Source organism: Paractinoplanes ovalisporus (genome assembly GCF_016834655.1).
In the GTDB taxonomy this organism is placed as follows: Bacteria; Actinomycetota; Actinomycetes; order Mycobacteriales; family Micromonosporaceae; genus Actinoplanes; species Actinoplanes ovalisporus.
Window position 1 is genome coordinate 450,216 of record NZ_JAENHP010000004.1, and the last position, 14,094, is coordinate 464,309.

Annotated in this window: 15 protein-coding genes; 4 read left to right on the top strand and 11 right to left on the bottom strand. The window is 70.0% G+C overall.

Going from position 1 to position 14,094, the window contains the following annotated elements; all coding sequences use genetic code 11:
- Positions 1 to 205: 205 nt before the first annotated feature.
- Together JIG36_RS16160 and JIG36_RS16165 are read right to left on the bottom strand one after the other, a co-directional pair.
- Entirely contained in the window at positions 206 to 385 is a 180-nt protein-coding gene (locus JIG36_RS16160; protein ID WP_203377092.1) for a hypothetical protein, read from the bottom strand.
- The gene (locus JIG36_RS16165; protein ID WP_203377093.1) at positions 382 to 705 is read right to left on the bottom strand and encodes a hypothetical protein; all 324 of its coding nucleotides are present in this window, start codon (positions 703 to 705) and stop codon (positions 382 to 384) included. Before JIG36_RS16165 ends, JIG36_RS16160 begins: the two co-directional genes overlap by 4 nt.
- 323 nt (positions 706 to 1,028) lie before the next feature.
- On the opposite strand from JIG36_RS16165, the gene JIG36_RS16170 reads away from it, so the two are divergent.
- On the top strand, positions 1,029 to 1,937 hold the full coding sequence (locus tag JIG36_RS16170; protein ID WP_203377094.1) for a Sco1979 family transcriptional regulator: 909 nt from the start codon (positions 1,029 to 1,031) through the stop codon (positions 1,935 to 1,937).
- A gap of 366 nt (positions 1,938 to 2,303) precedes the next feature.
- Here the strand turns inward: JIG36_RS16170 and JIG36_RS16175 are convergent, their stop codons facing one another.
- Positions 2,304 to 2,540 (bottom strand): DUF397 domain-containing protein, encoded by a 237-nt coding sequence (locus tag JIG36_RS16175; RefSeq protein WP_203377095.1) that lies wholly within the window; start codon positions 2,538 to 2,540, stop codon positions 2,304 to 2,306.
- 267 nt (positions 2,541 to 2,807) lie between these two features.
- On the opposite strand from JIG36_RS16175, the gene JIG36_RS16180 reads away from it, so the two are divergent.
- Complete coding sequence (locus JIG36_RS16180; protein ID WP_203377096.1) at positions 2,808 to 3,059, top strand: hypothetical protein; 252 nt, start codon at positions 2,808 to 2,810, stop codon at positions 3,057 to 3,059.
- 406 nt (positions 3,060 to 3,465) lie between these two features.
- Here the strand turns inward: JIG36_RS16180 and JIG36_RS16185 are convergent, their stop codons facing one another.
- From JIG36_RS16185 to JIG36_RS16195, 3 genes are all read right to left on the bottom strand, one after another.
- Entirely contained in the window at positions 3,466 to 4,266 is an 801-nt protein-coding gene (locus tag JIG36_RS16185) for an SAM-dependent methyltransferase (protein ID WP_307872744.1), read from the bottom strand.
- Positions 4,267 to 4,378: 112 nt separating this feature from the next.
- A complete protein-coding gene (locus JIG36_RS16190) occupies positions 4,379 to 5,989 on the bottom strand; it encodes a tetratricopeptide repeat-containing diguanylate cyclase (protein WP_307872745.1) in 1,611 nt (536 codons plus the stop codon).
- A gap of 244 nt (positions 5,990 to 6,233) precedes the next feature.
- Positions 6,234 to 7,823, bottom strand: coding sequence for an MDR family MFS transporter (locus JIG36_RS16195; protein WP_203377098.1), 1,590 nt, complete (start codon positions 7,821 to 7,823; stop codon positions 6,234 to 6,236).
- Positions 7,824 to 7,939: 116 nt separating this feature from the next.
- Here JIG36_RS16195 and JIG36_RS16200 point away from each other — a divergent pair, with 116 nt between their 5' ends.
- A complete protein-coding gene (locus JIG36_RS16200; protein WP_203377099.1) occupies positions 7,940 to 8,536 on the top strand; it encodes a TetR/AcrR family transcriptional regulator in 597 nt (198 codons plus the stop codon).
- A 76-nt stretch (positions 8,537 to 8,612) separates the two neighbouring features.
- Here JIG36_RS16200 and JIG36_RS16205 read toward each other — a convergent pair whose 3' ends face one another.
- Positions 8,613 to 10,064, bottom strand: a complete 1,452-nt coding sequence (locus tag JIG36_RS16205; RefSeq protein WP_203377100.1) for a glycoside hydrolase family 18 protein — start codon at positions 10,062 to 10,064, stop codon at positions 8,613 to 8,615.
- Between the two features lie 77 nt (positions 10,065 to 10,141).
- Positions 10,142 to 10,708, bottom strand: a complete 567-nt coding sequence (locus tag JIG36_RS16210; RefSeq protein WP_203377101.1) for a TetR/AcrR family transcriptional regulator — start codon at positions 10,706 to 10,708, stop codon at positions 10,142 to 10,144.
- A 59-nt stretch (positions 10,709 to 10,767) separates the two neighbouring features.
- Between JIG36_RS16210 and JIG36_RS16215 the strand changes: the two genes are divergently transcribed.
- Positions 10,768 to 11,520, top strand: coding sequence for a dienelactone hydrolase family protein (locus tag JIG36_RS16215; protein ID WP_203377102.1), 753 nt, complete (start codon positions 10,768 to 10,770; stop codon positions 11,518 to 11,520).
- Here JIG36_RS16215 and JIG36_RS16220 read toward each other — a convergent pair.
- The 3 genes from JIG36_RS16220 to JIG36_RS16230 form a co-directional block, all read right to left on the bottom strand.
- On the bottom strand, positions 11,517 to 11,867 hold the full coding sequence (locus JIG36_RS16220) for a hypothetical protein (RefSeq protein ID WP_203377103.1): 351 nt from the start codon (positions 11,865 to 11,867) through the stop codon (positions 11,517 to 11,519). The two genes, JIG36_RS16215 and JIG36_RS16220, sit on opposite strands and share 4 nt — an antisense overlap.
- Before the next feature lie 11 nt (positions 11,868 to 11,878).
- On the bottom strand, positions 11,879 to 12,910 hold the full coding sequence (locus JIG36_RS16225; protein WP_203377104.1) for a UDP-N-acetylglucosamine 2-epimerase: 1,032 nt from the start codon (positions 12,908 to 12,910) through the stop codon (positions 11,879 to 11,881).
- 245 nt (positions 12,911 to 13,155) lie between these two features.
- Complete coding sequence (locus tag JIG36_RS16230; RefSeq protein WP_203377105.1) at positions 13,156 to 14,088, bottom strand: hypothetical protein; 933 nt, start codon at positions 14,086 to 14,088, stop codon at positions 13,156 to 13,158.
- Between the last annotated feature and the right edge of the window lie 6 nt (positions 14,089 to 14,094).

Sequence of the window (14,094 nt, forward strand, 5' to 3'; positions counted from 1 at the left end):
TTTCCGGACAATTCACGGATGGTGGGTGCCCGCCGGGTAGTCCCTGGTAGCACCGCTTGCGGGCCGATTCTTGCACCGGCCGTGCCCATTTTCCGCGCCTGGATGTGGATCACCGGGTGGAGCCGGCCCGTCACGATACGGAATCCGTACTAATGGGGAAACGAAGAAGGCCCGGGAGAAATCCCGGGCCTGGAGGAAAGAGTCGTCAGAACGTGGAGGCCGCGCGCTCGGGCCAGGCTGCCTCTTGACCGCACGCGGTACAGCCCATCTGGTCGCCGCAGGCGGCGCACCAGTTGTTGACGCGACGCAGACGCCACCCGAGGGCGACGCCGGCCAGCAGGCTCAGAAGGCCCACAACGGCCGCGACGGTGACCGCCCCGGTCATGCCGCCGAACCCCGGACCGGAAGGCTCGTGGGCGTGTAGACGCCGCGGCCGAGGTGACGCCGGTCGACCGCCGGGTCTTCGCTGGAGCGCGCCGTGACATAAGGCGCCGTGAACGTGTCGACCCCGGTGCCGAGGTGGGCGCCGGGGCGGTAGGTGACGGTGACCGCGCGGGGGGAAGCCGCCTCGATCACGCCGGCCCGCCAGCCGTCGCGGTAGACCCACACGCGGTCGGAGGGGTGGTAGCTGTCGGCGGGCGCCACGTCCCCGGGTTCACGCTGGGGCGGAGCGATGGTCGGGGCGGACGTCGGTGCCGTGGACATCGAGATGACCCTCCAAGATCTCGGGACTCGGTCGTCCGGATGGCGGGGGAACGCCACCGAGGCTTACGTGTCGGCCGAGAAGCCGAACTTTCCACCACGCTGTGTCAGCAGGCGGTGCGTGTCTGTCAGCTATCATGCTCGCGTACCAAGGCGTTCGCAAGGCCGGATGCACGTGCATCCGCAGCGGGCAGACGCCCGGGCGAGTGCCCGCGCTGTTTCGTTGTGGACGATCTCCCCTTTAGGATGCCTAGGGACTGCGGCCGCCAGGCCTCTTCCCAGCGGTGACAACAGCGGTGCCGACAGCGCCAGCGGTGACGACAGCGATGACGAGGAGCCAGGTGAGCGCGGGTACGCAGCAGGAGGAGGCGCCGACCGGTGGCCCCACCGTTCTGCGCATTCTCCTCGGAACCCAGCTTCGGAAGCTGCGCGAGGCCAAGGGCATCACCCGTGAGGACGCCGGGTGGGAGATCAGGGCCTCGGGTTCGAAAATCAGCCGGATGGAGCTGGGCCGGGTCAGCTTCAAGGAGCGTGACGTCAGCGACCTGCTGACGCTCTACGGAGTGACGGCCGAGAACGAGCGTGAGGCTCTTCTCGTGCTCGCCCGCCAGGCCAACAACCCCGGTTGGTGGCAGCAGTTCAGCGACGTGATGCCGGGTTGGTTCCAGTCCTATCTGGGGCTCGAGGCCGCCGCGACACTGATTCGCACGTACGAGATCCAGTTCGTCCCCGGTCTGCTGCAGACACCCGATTACGCCCGTGCGGTCATCATGCTCGGCCACGCCGGTGTCACTCCGGAAGAGATGAACAAGCGGGTGGAGCTGCGTCGGCAGCGTCAGGCGATCCTCGACCGTCCCGAAGGCCCCCAGCTGTGGGCGGTCATCGACGAGGCGGTGCTGCGCCGGCCCATCGGCGGCGTCGAGGTCATGAAGGCCCAGATCGAGTTCCTCATCGAGGCGGCCAAGAAGCCGAACGTACGGCTCCAGATCATCCCGTTCCACGCCGGCGGTCACGCCGCGGCGGGCGGTCCGTTCGCGGTTCTGCGTTTCCCCGAGCCCGAGCTTCCCGACGTCGTCTATGTCGAGCAGCTGACCAGCGCGATCTACCTGGACAAGCGGGAAGACGTCGACCAGTACGCGATGGCGATGGAGCGGGTCTGCATCGACGCCGAGCCGCCGAGCCACACGCCCGAGATTCTGGGCAAACTTCTCCACGAAGTGGGGCGTCCGGCCTGATCTTCCGCGACTCTCTGGAGCCGCGCGCCGACCGGCGGTACGCTCGGCGCACTCGCCTATCCGCATTGCGTGACAGGCGAGTGCTGGTAGGGCTCGCCCACGCCCGCTGCCGACGATCGTGGACGAGACCGCATTACCGTCCCGGGTCCTGCCTGGCTTGAACCGCTAGGCAGGCCCATCCCTTTCCCGGGCACGCGGCCTGTCTCGTCGCGTTACCCGGCCACCCCATCGTCTCGCCGCCTGTCAAACGGCTGTCGCGATCGGACGGATGGCTCTTCGGCCTCGGGCGGGACGCGGAGATGGGCACCTCACGCCCGAGGCGGCCGGCCATGATCGGCCAGCGCCGTGGTGATTGCGCCGGCTCGATCAGCCGAGCAGGTTGTCGAAGTCGCCGTCGCGGACGCCGCCCAGGAAAGCCTCGATCTCGGCCGGCGTGTAGATGAGGGCCGGGCCCTCGGGGTCGCGGGAGTTGCGCATGGCCACCTCGCCGTTGGGGAGGACGGCGCACTCGACGCAGTTGCCGCTGGGGTTGCTGCGCCGGCTCTTCTGCCAGGTGACACCTTCCAACTGGCCGGCGGGGATGCCGTTGACCGCGTACTGCATGTTGACGCTCCCTTGGTTCTCCTCCGGTCGGGGATCGTCCGGAGTCAAATGATCTCCCGTTTGCGCGACAAGGACCTCACGGGTGGTGCAAATGCACGTGCATCTGGCCTTGCGTACTCACGGGATTGTGAGCATGATAACGCACGTACGATGCTCGCGGGTGTCACTTAGGGTGACATCTTTGAGTGACTGATCGGTCGCGGAAACGGTGTCTGCGGCCTCGGCGCAAGGCTCCTTGGCGGGGGCGTCCTAGCGAGAGGTAACGAGATGACCGTTCCCAACATCGGTCCCGAGCACTTCGACCAGGGGGATTCGTTCGCGGTGGAACAGCGGATGGGCAACCCGGCGCCGCTGTGCCGGGACGAGCCGCTCACCGACGACGTGAGTGCCGCGACGCGCCGTGCGACGGTGATATCGCACCGTTTCGGTGGGGTCAGGCTCGCTCTGTCCCGCCCGCGCGCCCACCCCGCGGCCGACCGGCCGACGACCGATGAGGGAGGCTCCGATGCCCGAAATTGATCGCGGTCCGAGCGTCCGGCGACGGTCGGCCTTGATCACTTTGAGTGAGGGAGTTGGGGCGGGCCGTTCTGTTTCCGTGGGTGAGTGTCACGGGCGCGGTCCGACTACGGACCGTTGTGGCTATGTGGACGATCCTCGAAAGGTAGTTGCTGAGCTGCAAGTTCCCGGGCGGGAAGAGTTCTAAACCTGCTGCGGTGAAAAGGCGCATGGCGCCGCCGACTCCGGTCGGGTCGTCTGGTTCCCCCGTGCCGGGCGGCCCGGCCGGTTGGCGTCCGGCACGGGGGCGAGCGGCGAGGACGAGCAGCGCGACGAACCAGCCGGCGCTGGAAAAGGTCAGCCGGCGCCCGGCGACGGGCTCAGTAAGGCGCCCAGCAGGGGGATGGAGCTGAAAGGCCGCGAGCAGGGCTCAGGGCTTGCGGGCCACACCCGCCCAGTAATACGCAGCCGCGGGATCGTCGACCGGCTCTTCGGGCCGCCAGCTGGAAACCGGCACCAACCCCGGCTCCAGCATCTCCCAGTCGCCGAAGAAGCGTTCGACATCGGCCCGCGGCCGGGCCACCAGGGTCATGCCGGCCCCCGTCGCGGCGGCGACCGCGGTGTTCACCTCGTCGGGCGCGAAATCGGCCGTCGGGTGGGTGATGGCCAGCAGGCTGCCCGAGGGCATCGCGTCACGCAGGGCCGCGACCTTGGACCACGGGTCGTCCTCGTCCGCGATCAGCATCAGGATGGCGATCAACGTGAGGCCGACCGGCTCGTCGAAGGTGAGCGTGTCGCGCAGCACCTTGTCGTTCAGGATCGAGTCGGGGTCGCGGATGTCGGCCGAGATGTATTCGCTGCGGCCCTCGTCGGTGCTGATCATCAGGGCTCGAGCATGAACCAGGACGATCGGATCGTTGTCCACATAGACCACGCGCGCCGCCGGGACGATCCGCTGCGCGATCTCGTGGAGGTTGGGCCGGGTGGGGATGCCGGTTCCGACGTCGAGGAACTGGCGGACCCCCTCCTTCTCGACCAGGTCGCGGGCCGCGCGGTGGACGAACTTGCGGTTCTCGCCGGCCATGTAGCGCATGCCGGGGATCGCCTTGATCATCGCTTCGCCGACGGCACGGTCGACGGCGAAGTTGTCCTTGCCTCCGAGCCAGTAGTCGTAGATGCGCGCCGAGTGGGGCACGTTGATGTTCACGCCGGGGGGCGCAACCTCTTCCACTCGTTCGCCTCCTCGCCCGACTCGCACAGAGCCGACTGTCCGTCAGTCGGTAAAGCGTAGCGGTCGAAGATGATCAAATTCAGGCCCGTCGTTGACGAGGGGAAGTCGCTGCTCAGGCCGCGGACGCGCGATCTCGGTACGAATGGGTCCTATCCGGACCGGGCACTCCGCACACGACGCGGTCGCGGCCGCCGTGCTTCGCGGCGTACAGGTTGCGGTCGGCAGTGGACAACAGGCCCGGTTGCGTACGGGATTCCGCCTCGCTGACCCCCGCCACGCCGATGCTGACCGTGACCGGAAGCCCGCGTGTCATCTCGGCCCAGTCGTAGGCCCGGACCGCGCGGCGGATGCCGTCGATCTCGTGGCCGGCCCGTGACGCCGGGCAGCCCGGAAGCACCATGAGGAACTCCTCGCCACCCATCCGGGCGACGAAGCCCTCGGGCGACACGACCGCCAGCTCGGTCTCCAGCAGCTTCGCCACCTGCACGAGCACCTGGTCGCCGACGTCGTGGGAGAGCTGGTCGTTGATCCGCTTGAAGTGGTCGAGGTCGACGATGGCCACGGTGAGCTCGGGGTCGTTGTCGATCAGCCGCGGGAGCTGCTCGTCGAGGTAGCGGCGGTTGCGCAGACCGGTCAGCGGGTCGCGGCGGGCCTGCTCGCGGAACCGCTCGGCCTCCTGCCGGGCCTCGGTGGTCTCGAACATCGCCTGCCGGGTGCGGGCCTGGGCCTCGCGCTGACCCGACTGCAGACGGTTGTAGGCCGAGAAGAAGACCTTGTGAGCCTCGTACGCCTCGGCGAACTCGCCCCGGGCGGCGTGCAGCTCGGCCTGCTCCTGGTGCGTCTGCACGAGGAAGTGGCCGAGCTCGCGGTCGGCGCAGAGCCGGCGCGACTCGTCGAGGCTGGACTGGGCACGCTCGTACGCTCCCAGGCCGCGCTGGGCCCGGGCCAGGTTGAGCAGATATTCCGGCATGGCGTCGGCGTCGTGCCGGCGGAACGACGAGTATTTCTCGATGCAGGCCTGCATGGTCCGCTCGGCCTCGGCGAAGTGCCCGTTGCTCATCTCGATGGCGCCGATGGTGTCGAGCACGGTGGCGTCGAGCTCGTAGCCGTGCTTGGCGGAGAGCGCCCGCAGCCGGGTCGCGACCTCCGCGGCCAGGGCGAAGTTGCCGGCCGCGTGCTCGGAGTAGGCGTAGTTGTTGAGCACGTAGAGCAGCAGGAACGGCCGGTCGAGCTCGACCGTGAGGCGCTCGGCCTGCGAGAACCGCTCGCGGGCGGGCTCCATCGAGCCGGCGAAGGCGAGCGAGTCGGCGAGCTTGGCGCGATGCCAGATCTGCATGAAGTCGGTGGCGGTGTCGTCGAGCAGTTCGACGCTGCGGACGGCGTGCTCGAGGCTCTGCGCGGCGTCGCCGAGGTGACGGTGGATGGCCGCCCACACCAGGTGGATGCGGGCGGTCAGCTGGTGGGCGTCGTGGTCGACGGCCCACTGGTGGACGTGCCACATGCGCTGCGCGGCCTCGGCGACGTCGCCGGCGCGCATCCGCATGTTGATCTGGCTGAGCCGGGCCCGGGCGACGAGCAGTTCGTCACCGAGCAGCCGGGCCTGGCGCTCGTAGCGCTGAGCGAGCTCGAGGGTCGGGGCGGCATCCCAGTGGATCTCGTCTTCCAGCTCGAGGAGGGCGGCGTTGAGCCTCTCCGCGTCGAGCACTTCCCGCTGGTGATCCACGTGGCCAACCCCCTTTCGCTTCTGGGCCACTGATCGACCGCGTCGCCCGTCGGTTGAGGGATTCCGCCATGATCAGCGCTCTGCTTCCGAAGGTTAGCTCTCGGTAAGCCGCCGGTTCCATGGTCACAGACGTGAGCAATGTCGCCACAGAAGGTTACGGAGTTAACAAAGCGGCGCTCGCCGGGAGCGAGCGCCGCAATGAGGCGTGAAGCGGAGCGAGCGCCGCCCCGAGAGGTGGAGTGGGTCAGCGGCTGAGCGCGGGCGTGGGCTCGGGTTCGTCGGCGGCGACAGCGGCCGGAGCCGGGGTCGCGTCGACCGTCGAGCGCAGCGCGGCCGGCCGCATGAGCACCGCGGCCACCACGCCGACGACCGCGATGGCCGCGCTGATCAGGAAGATGTGCCCGGTCGCGTCGCCGTAGGCGGCCCGCACGATGTGCTGGATCGAGTCGGGCAGCGCGGCCAGGTTCAGCGTGCTGCTGCCACCCGTGCTGCCGGCCGGGACACCCGCGTTGGCCAGGTCGGTGGTGATCTGGTCGCCGACCCGGCGGGCGAGCACCGCGCCCAGCACCGAGACGCCGATCGTGCCGCCGAGCGAGCGGAAGAACGCGACCGTCGAGCTGGCGGCGCCGATGTCCTTGAGCGAGACCGTGTTCTGCACCGAGAGCACCAGGTTCTGCATCGACATGCCGACGCCCGCGCCGACCAGGGCCATCGCGACGCCGACGTACCAGAGCGGGGTCTCGTGGTCGAGGAAGGAGAGCATGGCGAAACCGGCGACGAGCACGACCGTTCCGGCGACGATGTACGGCTTGAGCCGGCCGCTCTTGGTGATCATGCGCCCGGAGACCGTGGACGAGACCAGGATGCCCGCCATCATCGGGATCGTGAGCAGGCCGGCCTCGGTGGGGCTGTAACCGCGGCCGATCTGGAAGTACTGCCCCAGGAAGACCGCGCCGCCGAACATGGCCATGCCGACCGCGAGGCTCGCGATGATGGCCAGCGCGGTGCCGCGCCTCTTGACGATGTCGAGCGGGACGACCGGCTCGGCCACGCGGGACTCGACCCAGATCGCGGCGGCCAGCAGCACCAGGCCGGCGCCGACCATGACCGCGGTCGGCCACGAGATCCAGGCGAACGAGCTGTCGACGAACGAGACCCAGACGAGCAGGGTGCTCACGCCCGCGGCGATCAGGCCGGCGCCCAGGTAGTCGATCTTCACGTCGGCCCGGCGGATGACCTCGAGGTTCAGGGTCTTCTGGAGGACGACCAGGGCGATCACGGCGATCGGGGCGCCGATGAAGAAGCACCAGCGCCAGCCGAGCGAGGAGTCGACGATCAGGCCGCCCAGCAGCGGGCCGCCGACCGTGGCCAGGGCCATGACGCCGCCGAGGTAGCCGTTGTAACGGCCGCGCTCGCGGGGCGGGATCATCGCGGCGATCGCGACCTGCACCAGCGCCTGCACGCCGCCCATGCCGAGGCCCTGGAACGCGCGGGCGGCGATCAGCTGGCCCGCGGTCTGCGAGAAGCCGGCCACGATCGAGCCGAGCACGAACACCACGATCGAGATCTGGACCAGCAGCTTCTTGCTGTAGAGATCGGCCAGCTTGCCCCAGATCGGGGTCGAGGCGGTCGCGGTCAGCAGGGTCGCGGTGACGACCCAGGTGTACTGCGTCTGGCTGCCGTCGAGAGCGCCAATGATCTTGGGCAGCGCGGTGGAGACGATGGTCGAGCTGGCCATCGCGACGAACAGCACCAGCAGGAGGCCGGAGAGAGCCTCCATGATCTGGCGATGGGACATGGCGCCCGGGCGGGTGCCGACAGTGGTGGCGCTCATGCGCGCAGCCGCCTCTCGGACGAGGAAGTATTTGCTTCATACAACTATTTAGAAAGCTTGCCTATTGCGCAAGTTTGCTCTTTGAGAAGCGAATCACACGCCGGTACGCTCATGCCATGAGCACGACTGCCGAGCCCGGGCTGCGCGAACGCAAAAAAGCCGCGACCCGGCAGGCCCTGCACGCCGCCGCGATGCGCCTGGCCATCGAGCACGGTTTCGACCGCGTCACCGTGGAGGCGGTCGCCGACGAGGCCGGTGTCTCCCGGCGTACGTTCTCGAACTACTTCGGCAGCAAGGAAGAAGCCCTGCTCTACGGGGAGCGTCAGCGCATCACCCTTTTGATCGAGCAGGTGCGGGCCCGTCCGGTGAGCGAGCCGACGTGGGAGGCGCTCACCGCGGCCGCCCGCCAGTTCTATCTCAAGCTGGGCGATCTCGACCCGCACTGGGTGGCCCAGTCCCGTCTCGTACGGGCCCAGCCCGCGCTCGTGGCGGCGCAGGTGCAGACGTTCGCGGCCCTCGAGCGCGACCTCTCGGGCGAGATCGCCGCTCGCGCCGGGGACGACCCGGGCAGCGTACGGGTGAAGATGACCTCGGCCGTTTTCCTCGCGTCGCTGCGGGTGGGGCTGCACATCTGGCTCGACAAGCCGCCCGGCACCAACCTGTGGGACCTGGTGAGCGAGACGCTGGCCGAAGCGGCCAAGGGCTTCCGGTAAAACGGCGCGACTCCGGGTGGGGGCCCGGAGTCGCGCCTATTTGGGGATGGAGAAAGGCAAGTTCAGGTGGTGCCGCTCAGCCGGTGAAGCCGGCGAAGATCTTGCTGAAGTCGAACGGCGACTGGGCGATGTTGGTGCACTGGAACAGCGCGCCGTTGCAGGCGTTCTTGTCGCGGTTGGCCTCCCACCAGGAGACGAACCCGATGTGGTTCTGGTTGGCGAAGGCGACCAGGTCGCGGGCGTCGGCCAGGCCGAAGACACCCTGGTCGTCGTTGACGCCGATCATCGGGGTGACGCCGACCATCTTGAACGCGGCCGCGTCGCTGTTGCCGTAGACCGACTTGATCTGGTCCTTCGTGGACTTGACGGCCTGGATCGCCAGGTTGCCGTAGTCCTGCCCGGCCCGGCCGTAGTCCATCGCCATGATGTTGACCAGGTCGAGGTCGACGCCGGCGTTCTTGGCCGAGCGCACCACGTTGAGGCCGTCCGCGGTCAGGCCCTCGGGCAGCACCGGCAGGGTCAGCGAGATCTTCAGGCCCGGGTTGGCCTTCTGCAGGGCGGCCAGCGCGGTCGAGCGGCGGGCGATCGTGGTCGGGTCGGCCACCGCGGCGCCCTCGATGTCGAGGTCGATGTACTTCAGGTTGTACGCGGAGACGACCGCCTGGTACTCGGCCTGCAGGGCGGCCACGCTGCCACAGGCCTGGGCGAGCTCGACGCCGGTGGCGCCACCGAACGAGACCTTCACGTCGCCGCCGTTCGCCCGTACGGCGCTGATCTGGTCGGCGAACTGCTTGGCGCGCGGGTCGAACGCGGCGAACCAGCTCGCCTTGCAGCCGGCGCTGGTGACGAAGGCGAGGCTGAAGGACTTGACGTTGCCGCTCTGGCCGAGCTGGCTGAGCGTGGTCGAGCCGTTCGAGAGCAGACCCATGTCCACGTACGGGGCCACGAGCACCTTGGCTCCGGAGGCCGGCGGTGCGGTGGTCGTCGGCGGGTTCGTCGTGGGTGCGGTCGTCGGCGGCTTGGTCGGGGCCGTCGTCGGGGGCCGCGTGGTGGGGGCGGTGGTCGGCGGCTTGGTCGGCGCCGTGGTGGGTGCGGTCGTCGGCACCGAACCGCCCCCGCAGGCCGCACCGTTGATCGTGCAGCTGGTCGGGGCGCCGCTGCCGTTGACGATGAAGCCGAACTCGGCCTTCGCGCCGGCCGGGATCGTCGGGGCGTACGCGGGGTTCTTCGCCGTCGAGACGCCGCTCGCGGTGCTGATCGTCGCATCCCAGAAGCTGCCGAGCTTGGCGCTCGCGGGCAGGCCGAAGGCGAGCTGCCAGCCGTTCACGGCCGAGCCGGTGCCGTTGGTGATCGTGTAGCGGGCCTGGTAGCCCGTACCCCAGTCACTGTCCTTGCTGAACGACGCGGTGAGGACGCCCGCGGCCTTCGTGGTCGGGTTGGTGGCCGCGACTGCCGCGCCGACGCCGCCCGCCACGGCGACGACCGCGGCCGAGGCATAGATGGCGAGGCGCAGACGGCTGCGTTGCATGGGTGACTCCGATCGCCGGGGTTATCGAGCGGAATCGAGTCTCGGCGTCGGCGCGTTAAACAGTCTTGCGGAGAGCCTTAAAGATCCTTAAATACCTTCAAGCCGTCCAGTACGAGGGAGAGGTAGCGCCGCCACGCGTCGGGTTCGGCCGAGGACCGCAGCACGCCGGCGTTAGCCCGCATGAGCAGGCTGATGTCCTGACGGGCGAAATCGGGGCGCAACCGGCCCGCGGCCTGGGCCCGCCGGATCACCTGGGTGGCACCCCGCTGGGCCGTCGCGAGCAGGTCGGCCAGCCGTTCGTCGTCGTCGAACCGGCTGGTCACCAGCAGCTCGGACAGGCCACGGTCGGTCGCCTGGATCTCGAAGAGCCGGGTCAGGTAGGCCACGAACGCGGCCCAGGGATCGGTTTCGGCCAGCGCGGTCTCGGCCAGTTCCACATAACCGCTCATCTGGCTCGCGAAGACCTCGGCGACCAGGTCGCGGCGGGTCGGGAACCGGCGGTACAGGGTGGCGTTGCCGACCCCGGCCCGACGCGCGATCTCGTCGAGCGAGGCGTCCAGGCCGTGCTCGGCGAAGACCTCACGGGCCGCGGCCAGCAGCGCGGCCCGGTTACGCTGCGCGTCCGCACGCAGTCGATCTGCCATGGGTGACAGGGTACCGACGGGACCGGGGATCGATCCCCGCTTGGTGTTAGCGTCGCGCCATGCAGACGACTACCGTGCAGATCCCCGCCCCGGACGGGACGGCCGACGCCTACCTCGTGGTGCCCGACGGCGCCGGCCCGTTTCCGGGCGTGCTGTTCTTCATGGACGCTTTCGGACTCCGTCCGCGCATCGCCGAGATGGCCGAGCGGATCGCCGAGCGGGGATTCGCCGTCCTGGCGCCCAACATCCTCTACCGGGGTGGCCCGTCGCCGCTGGTCTCGGCCGAGGAGCTGGCCGACAACGAGAAGCGTGGCGCCGCCTTCGGCCGGTTGATGCCGCTGATCCAGGGGCTGACCAGGGATGTGGTCGCCGCCGACAGTGAGGCCTACCTCGATTTCTTCGCCGCCCAGGCGGGTGTGGCCGAGGGGCCGGTGCTGATCGTCGGCTACTGCATGGGTGGCCGCAGCGCCCTGGTGGCGGCCGAGGCCCACCCCGACCGCATCACGACGGTCGCGAGCTTCCACGCCGGGCGGGTCGTCACCGACCAGCCCGACAGCCCGCACCTGGGCGTCGGGGCGATCACCGGCGAGGTCTACTTCGCCCACGCCGACAACGACCAGTCGATGACGCCCGACCAGATCAAGGTGCTGGACAGCGCGCTCGAGGAGTCCGGCGTGACCTGGACGTCCGAGGTCTACGCCGGGGCGCCGCACGGCTTCACGATGTCGGACACCGCGATGTACAACCGCGAGGCCGAGCAGCGCCACTGGGTCAACCTGTTCGCCCTGCTCGACCGATTCGGGTCGCGCTAGTTGGCGTAGAGGCCGGGGAAGAAGCGGTCGGTCGCCGTCACGTCGTAGACCTGCCGCACCTCGGTGACCCGGCCGCCGGCGACGGTCAGGAACTCCACCATCCGGGCCGTCCCGAACGGCGCCCGCAGGTCGTAGACGAGCGCGGCGCCGTCGTCGGCCCGGGTCTGCCCGACCACGTCGACCCCGTCGGCGAAGGCCGCGATCCGGTGCAGCACCTGCACCAGCTCCTCGTCGTCGACCGGCGCGTCCAGGTTCCATTCGATCTCGGCGTCCGGTGCGAGCATCTGCCGCACCGCGACCCGGTCGTCGCTGGTCCAGGACTTCGTCCAGAAGGACACGACGTCCATCAGCTCCTCCTTCATCGGGCCACACCGGCCGTGGGCTTGGCGGGCATCGGGTCGGGGAACTGGCCGTGGCCCAGCAGCGCCGCGGTGGCCTGCGCGACCCGGTAGGCGGCGAGCCCGTCGCCATACGGGTTGCCGGCCAGCGCCATCACGTCACGGCGGACCCGGCTCTCCAGCAACGTCGCGACCTCGCCCGAGATGGCCGCCGGGTCGGGCTGCACCAGCCGGGCGGAACCGGCGTGCAGCGCCTCGGCGTGCCGGGCCTCCATGCCGATCATCAGGACCGGGCAGTAGGCGGCCAGCGACTGCTCGACCAGGTCCTCGTCGTCGGTGACGACCAGGTAGGCCTGGGTGAGCAGGGTGGCGAAGTCGAGGCCGGGTGCGCAGTCGGCGGCCCGTACGACCTCGAGGTCTTCGAAACGGGCGGCGAGGTAGCGCAGCGCGGGGGCGATCGCCTCGGCCCGCTCGGCGGGGACACCCAGCACGACCGTACGGCGTTCACGCGGCGGGGCGACGAGGGTCCGGGCCGCCAGCAACTGGGCCGCGTCCTGGGCCGTTCCGCCGGTGAGCAGGGTGTCGCCGGCGATCACGCGCTCGTCCAGCAGGTTCATCGCGGCGAGCGGGGTGGCCGCCAGGTGCACGGTGGTGATCTGGGCCAGCAGGCGGCGCTGCGATTCCAGGGCCGAGACCGAGCCGAGCTCGCCCGAGCGCCGTCCGGCGTCGACGGTCATGATCGGCACGCGCCGCCAGAACGCCGCCAGCGCCGGGGCGACGCCGTCGCGCACGACCACGGCGGCCGGAGTGCGGACCGCCCACAGCTCGTCGAAGCGGCGCATGGTCTCGGCGTCGTCGGCGCCGGCGGGCAGGGTGATCTTCGGGGTGAGCCCGAACGCGGCCAGGACCGTGCCGACCGTGTCGGGGTCGGCTCCGGTCGCTACCGGGACCGGGGTGAGCCGGCCCTGCTCGCGCATGGCGAGCGCGACCGGCGCGAGCCGCATGGCCTCGGCGGGAGTGCCGGCGACCAGATGGACTTCGGGCAACGACATCGATCTCTCCGAGGGCGTGCGCAGGTGGGCCGCGAGCCGGTGGAGGTCACGCGCCGTAATGGGAACGGCTTGGACGCTATTTCAGTTACTGAGCGTGATTCAAGTCCTGCGGCCTGGGAGGCGGTGCACTCTGGCCGAACGGCCTAACCCAGACATCTCAGGCGCGCCATGTTGGTACAAAAACGGACATGACCGGATTGCTCAGCGTCGCGACGTCGACATTACGTCGCGTGATTTCGGATCGGTCAGCCGCGCGGGTTGTCGAGCAGCGACGGGTCGTCCCGAAGCAGGGCGGCGAGGCGCCGGGCGGCCATCTCGGTCTCTTCCGGTCGCTCGACCTGCAACGGGATCGGCTGCGGCAGCGGGGTCGGCATGCCCCGCTGCTCGGGCACCGGGCCCCGCCCACGCTCGGAAGCCGGCGGCTCGGCCGGCGCGCGGTGCTGCTCGGGCTGGATGCGGCGGGTCGTGCCGGCCGTGTCTTCCTGCGGAGGCGCGGGCGGGCGCTGCGACGGCATCGCGGCGGCCGGCGGCACCGGGGGCGGCGGCGTGGCCGCGAACGGGTGGGGTTCGTAGGTCATCGGCTGGCCGCCGGAGGCCATGCCGAGGTCACGCAGACGCGCACCCAGGTCACGCGACGACTCGCCGGGGTCGCGGGTCGGATAGCGCGGGTCGGGCTCGGCCGGCGGGGGCGCCGAGTCGAACGAGCCGTAGCGGCGCTCGGCGGTGTCGGACTCGGCGTAATAGCGGTCGTCGGGGGCGGCCGAGGTGGGCTGGGCCGGATAACCGAACGTGGCCGGGCCGAAACGGTCCTGATCGTCGTGGCTGAGCCGGCGGGTCTCGCCGCCCACGGGATCGGCGACGGGTCGCGCGGGCTCGTCGGCCTCGATGTCGAAGTCGGCGTGGCGGGGGCCGGCGGGCTCGGGTGCCAGGGCGGCCGCGTTCTCGGCGTTCACCTGGACCTGGCCCTCGGACACATAGAAGTGCAGCAGCAGCGGATCGCCGGAACCCTCGACGCCGACGCTCACGCCCAGCTCGGGGTGGCGCGCGACAACGGCCGCGACCGCCTCGACGAGCTCGGTCACGGCCTGCGGGGTGCCAGGAGCCTCGCCCGAAGCCCGCCGTCGCAGCTCATCGCGGCGCGCGAGCTTGTCGAGAGCGTCATCAAGTCCGCCTCGCACCTGATC

Coding starts and splice junctions, on each gene's coding strand:
- JIG36_RS16220 (WP_203377103.1), bottom strand. CDS start 11,867: ATGGACGTCGTGTCCTTCTGGACGAAGTCCTGGACCAGCGACGACCGG.
- JIG36_RS16225 (WP_203377104.1), bottom strand. CDS start 12,910: ATGTCGTTGCCCGAAGTCCATCTGGTCGCCGGCACTCCCGCCGAGGCC.
- JIG36_RS16195 (WP_203377098.1), bottom strand. CDS start 7,823: ATGAGCGCCACCACTGTCGGCACCCGCCCGGGCGCCATGTCCCATCGC.
- JIG36_RS16215 (WP_203377102.1), top strand. CDS start 10,768: ATGCAGACGACTACCGTGCAGATCCCCGCCCCGGACGGGACGGCCGAC.
- JIG36_RS16180 (WP_203377096.1), top strand. CDS start 2,808: ATGACCGTTCCCAACATCGGTCCCGAGCACTTCGACCAGGGGGATTCG.
- JIG36_RS16165 (WP_203377093.1), bottom strand. CDS start 705: ATGTCCACGGCACCGACGTCCGCCCCGACCATCGCTCCGCCCCAGCGT.
- JIG36_RS16175 (WP_203377095.1), bottom strand. CDS start 2,540: ATGCAGTACGCGGTCAACGGCATCCCCGCCGGCCAGTTGGAAGGTGTC.
- JIG36_RS16170 (WP_203377094.1), top strand. CDS start 1,029: ATGACGAGGAGCCAGGTGAGCGCGGGTACGCAGCAGGAGGAGGCGCCG.
- JIG36_RS16210 (WP_203377101.1), bottom strand. CDS start 10,708: ATGGCAGATCGACTGCGTGCGGACGCGCAGCGTAACCGGGCCGCGCTG.
- JIG36_RS16205 (WP_203377100.1), bottom strand. CDS start 10,064: ATGCAACGCAGCCGTCTGCGCCTCGCCATCTATGCCTCGGCCGCGGTC.
- JIG36_RS16160 (WP_203377092.1), bottom strand. CDS start 385: ATGACCGGGGCGGTCACCGTCGCGGCCGTTGTGGGCCTTCTGAGCCTG.
- JIG36_RS16200 (WP_203377099.1), top strand. CDS start 7,940: ATGAGCACGACTGCCGAGCCCGGGCTGCGCGAACGCAAAAAAGCCGCG.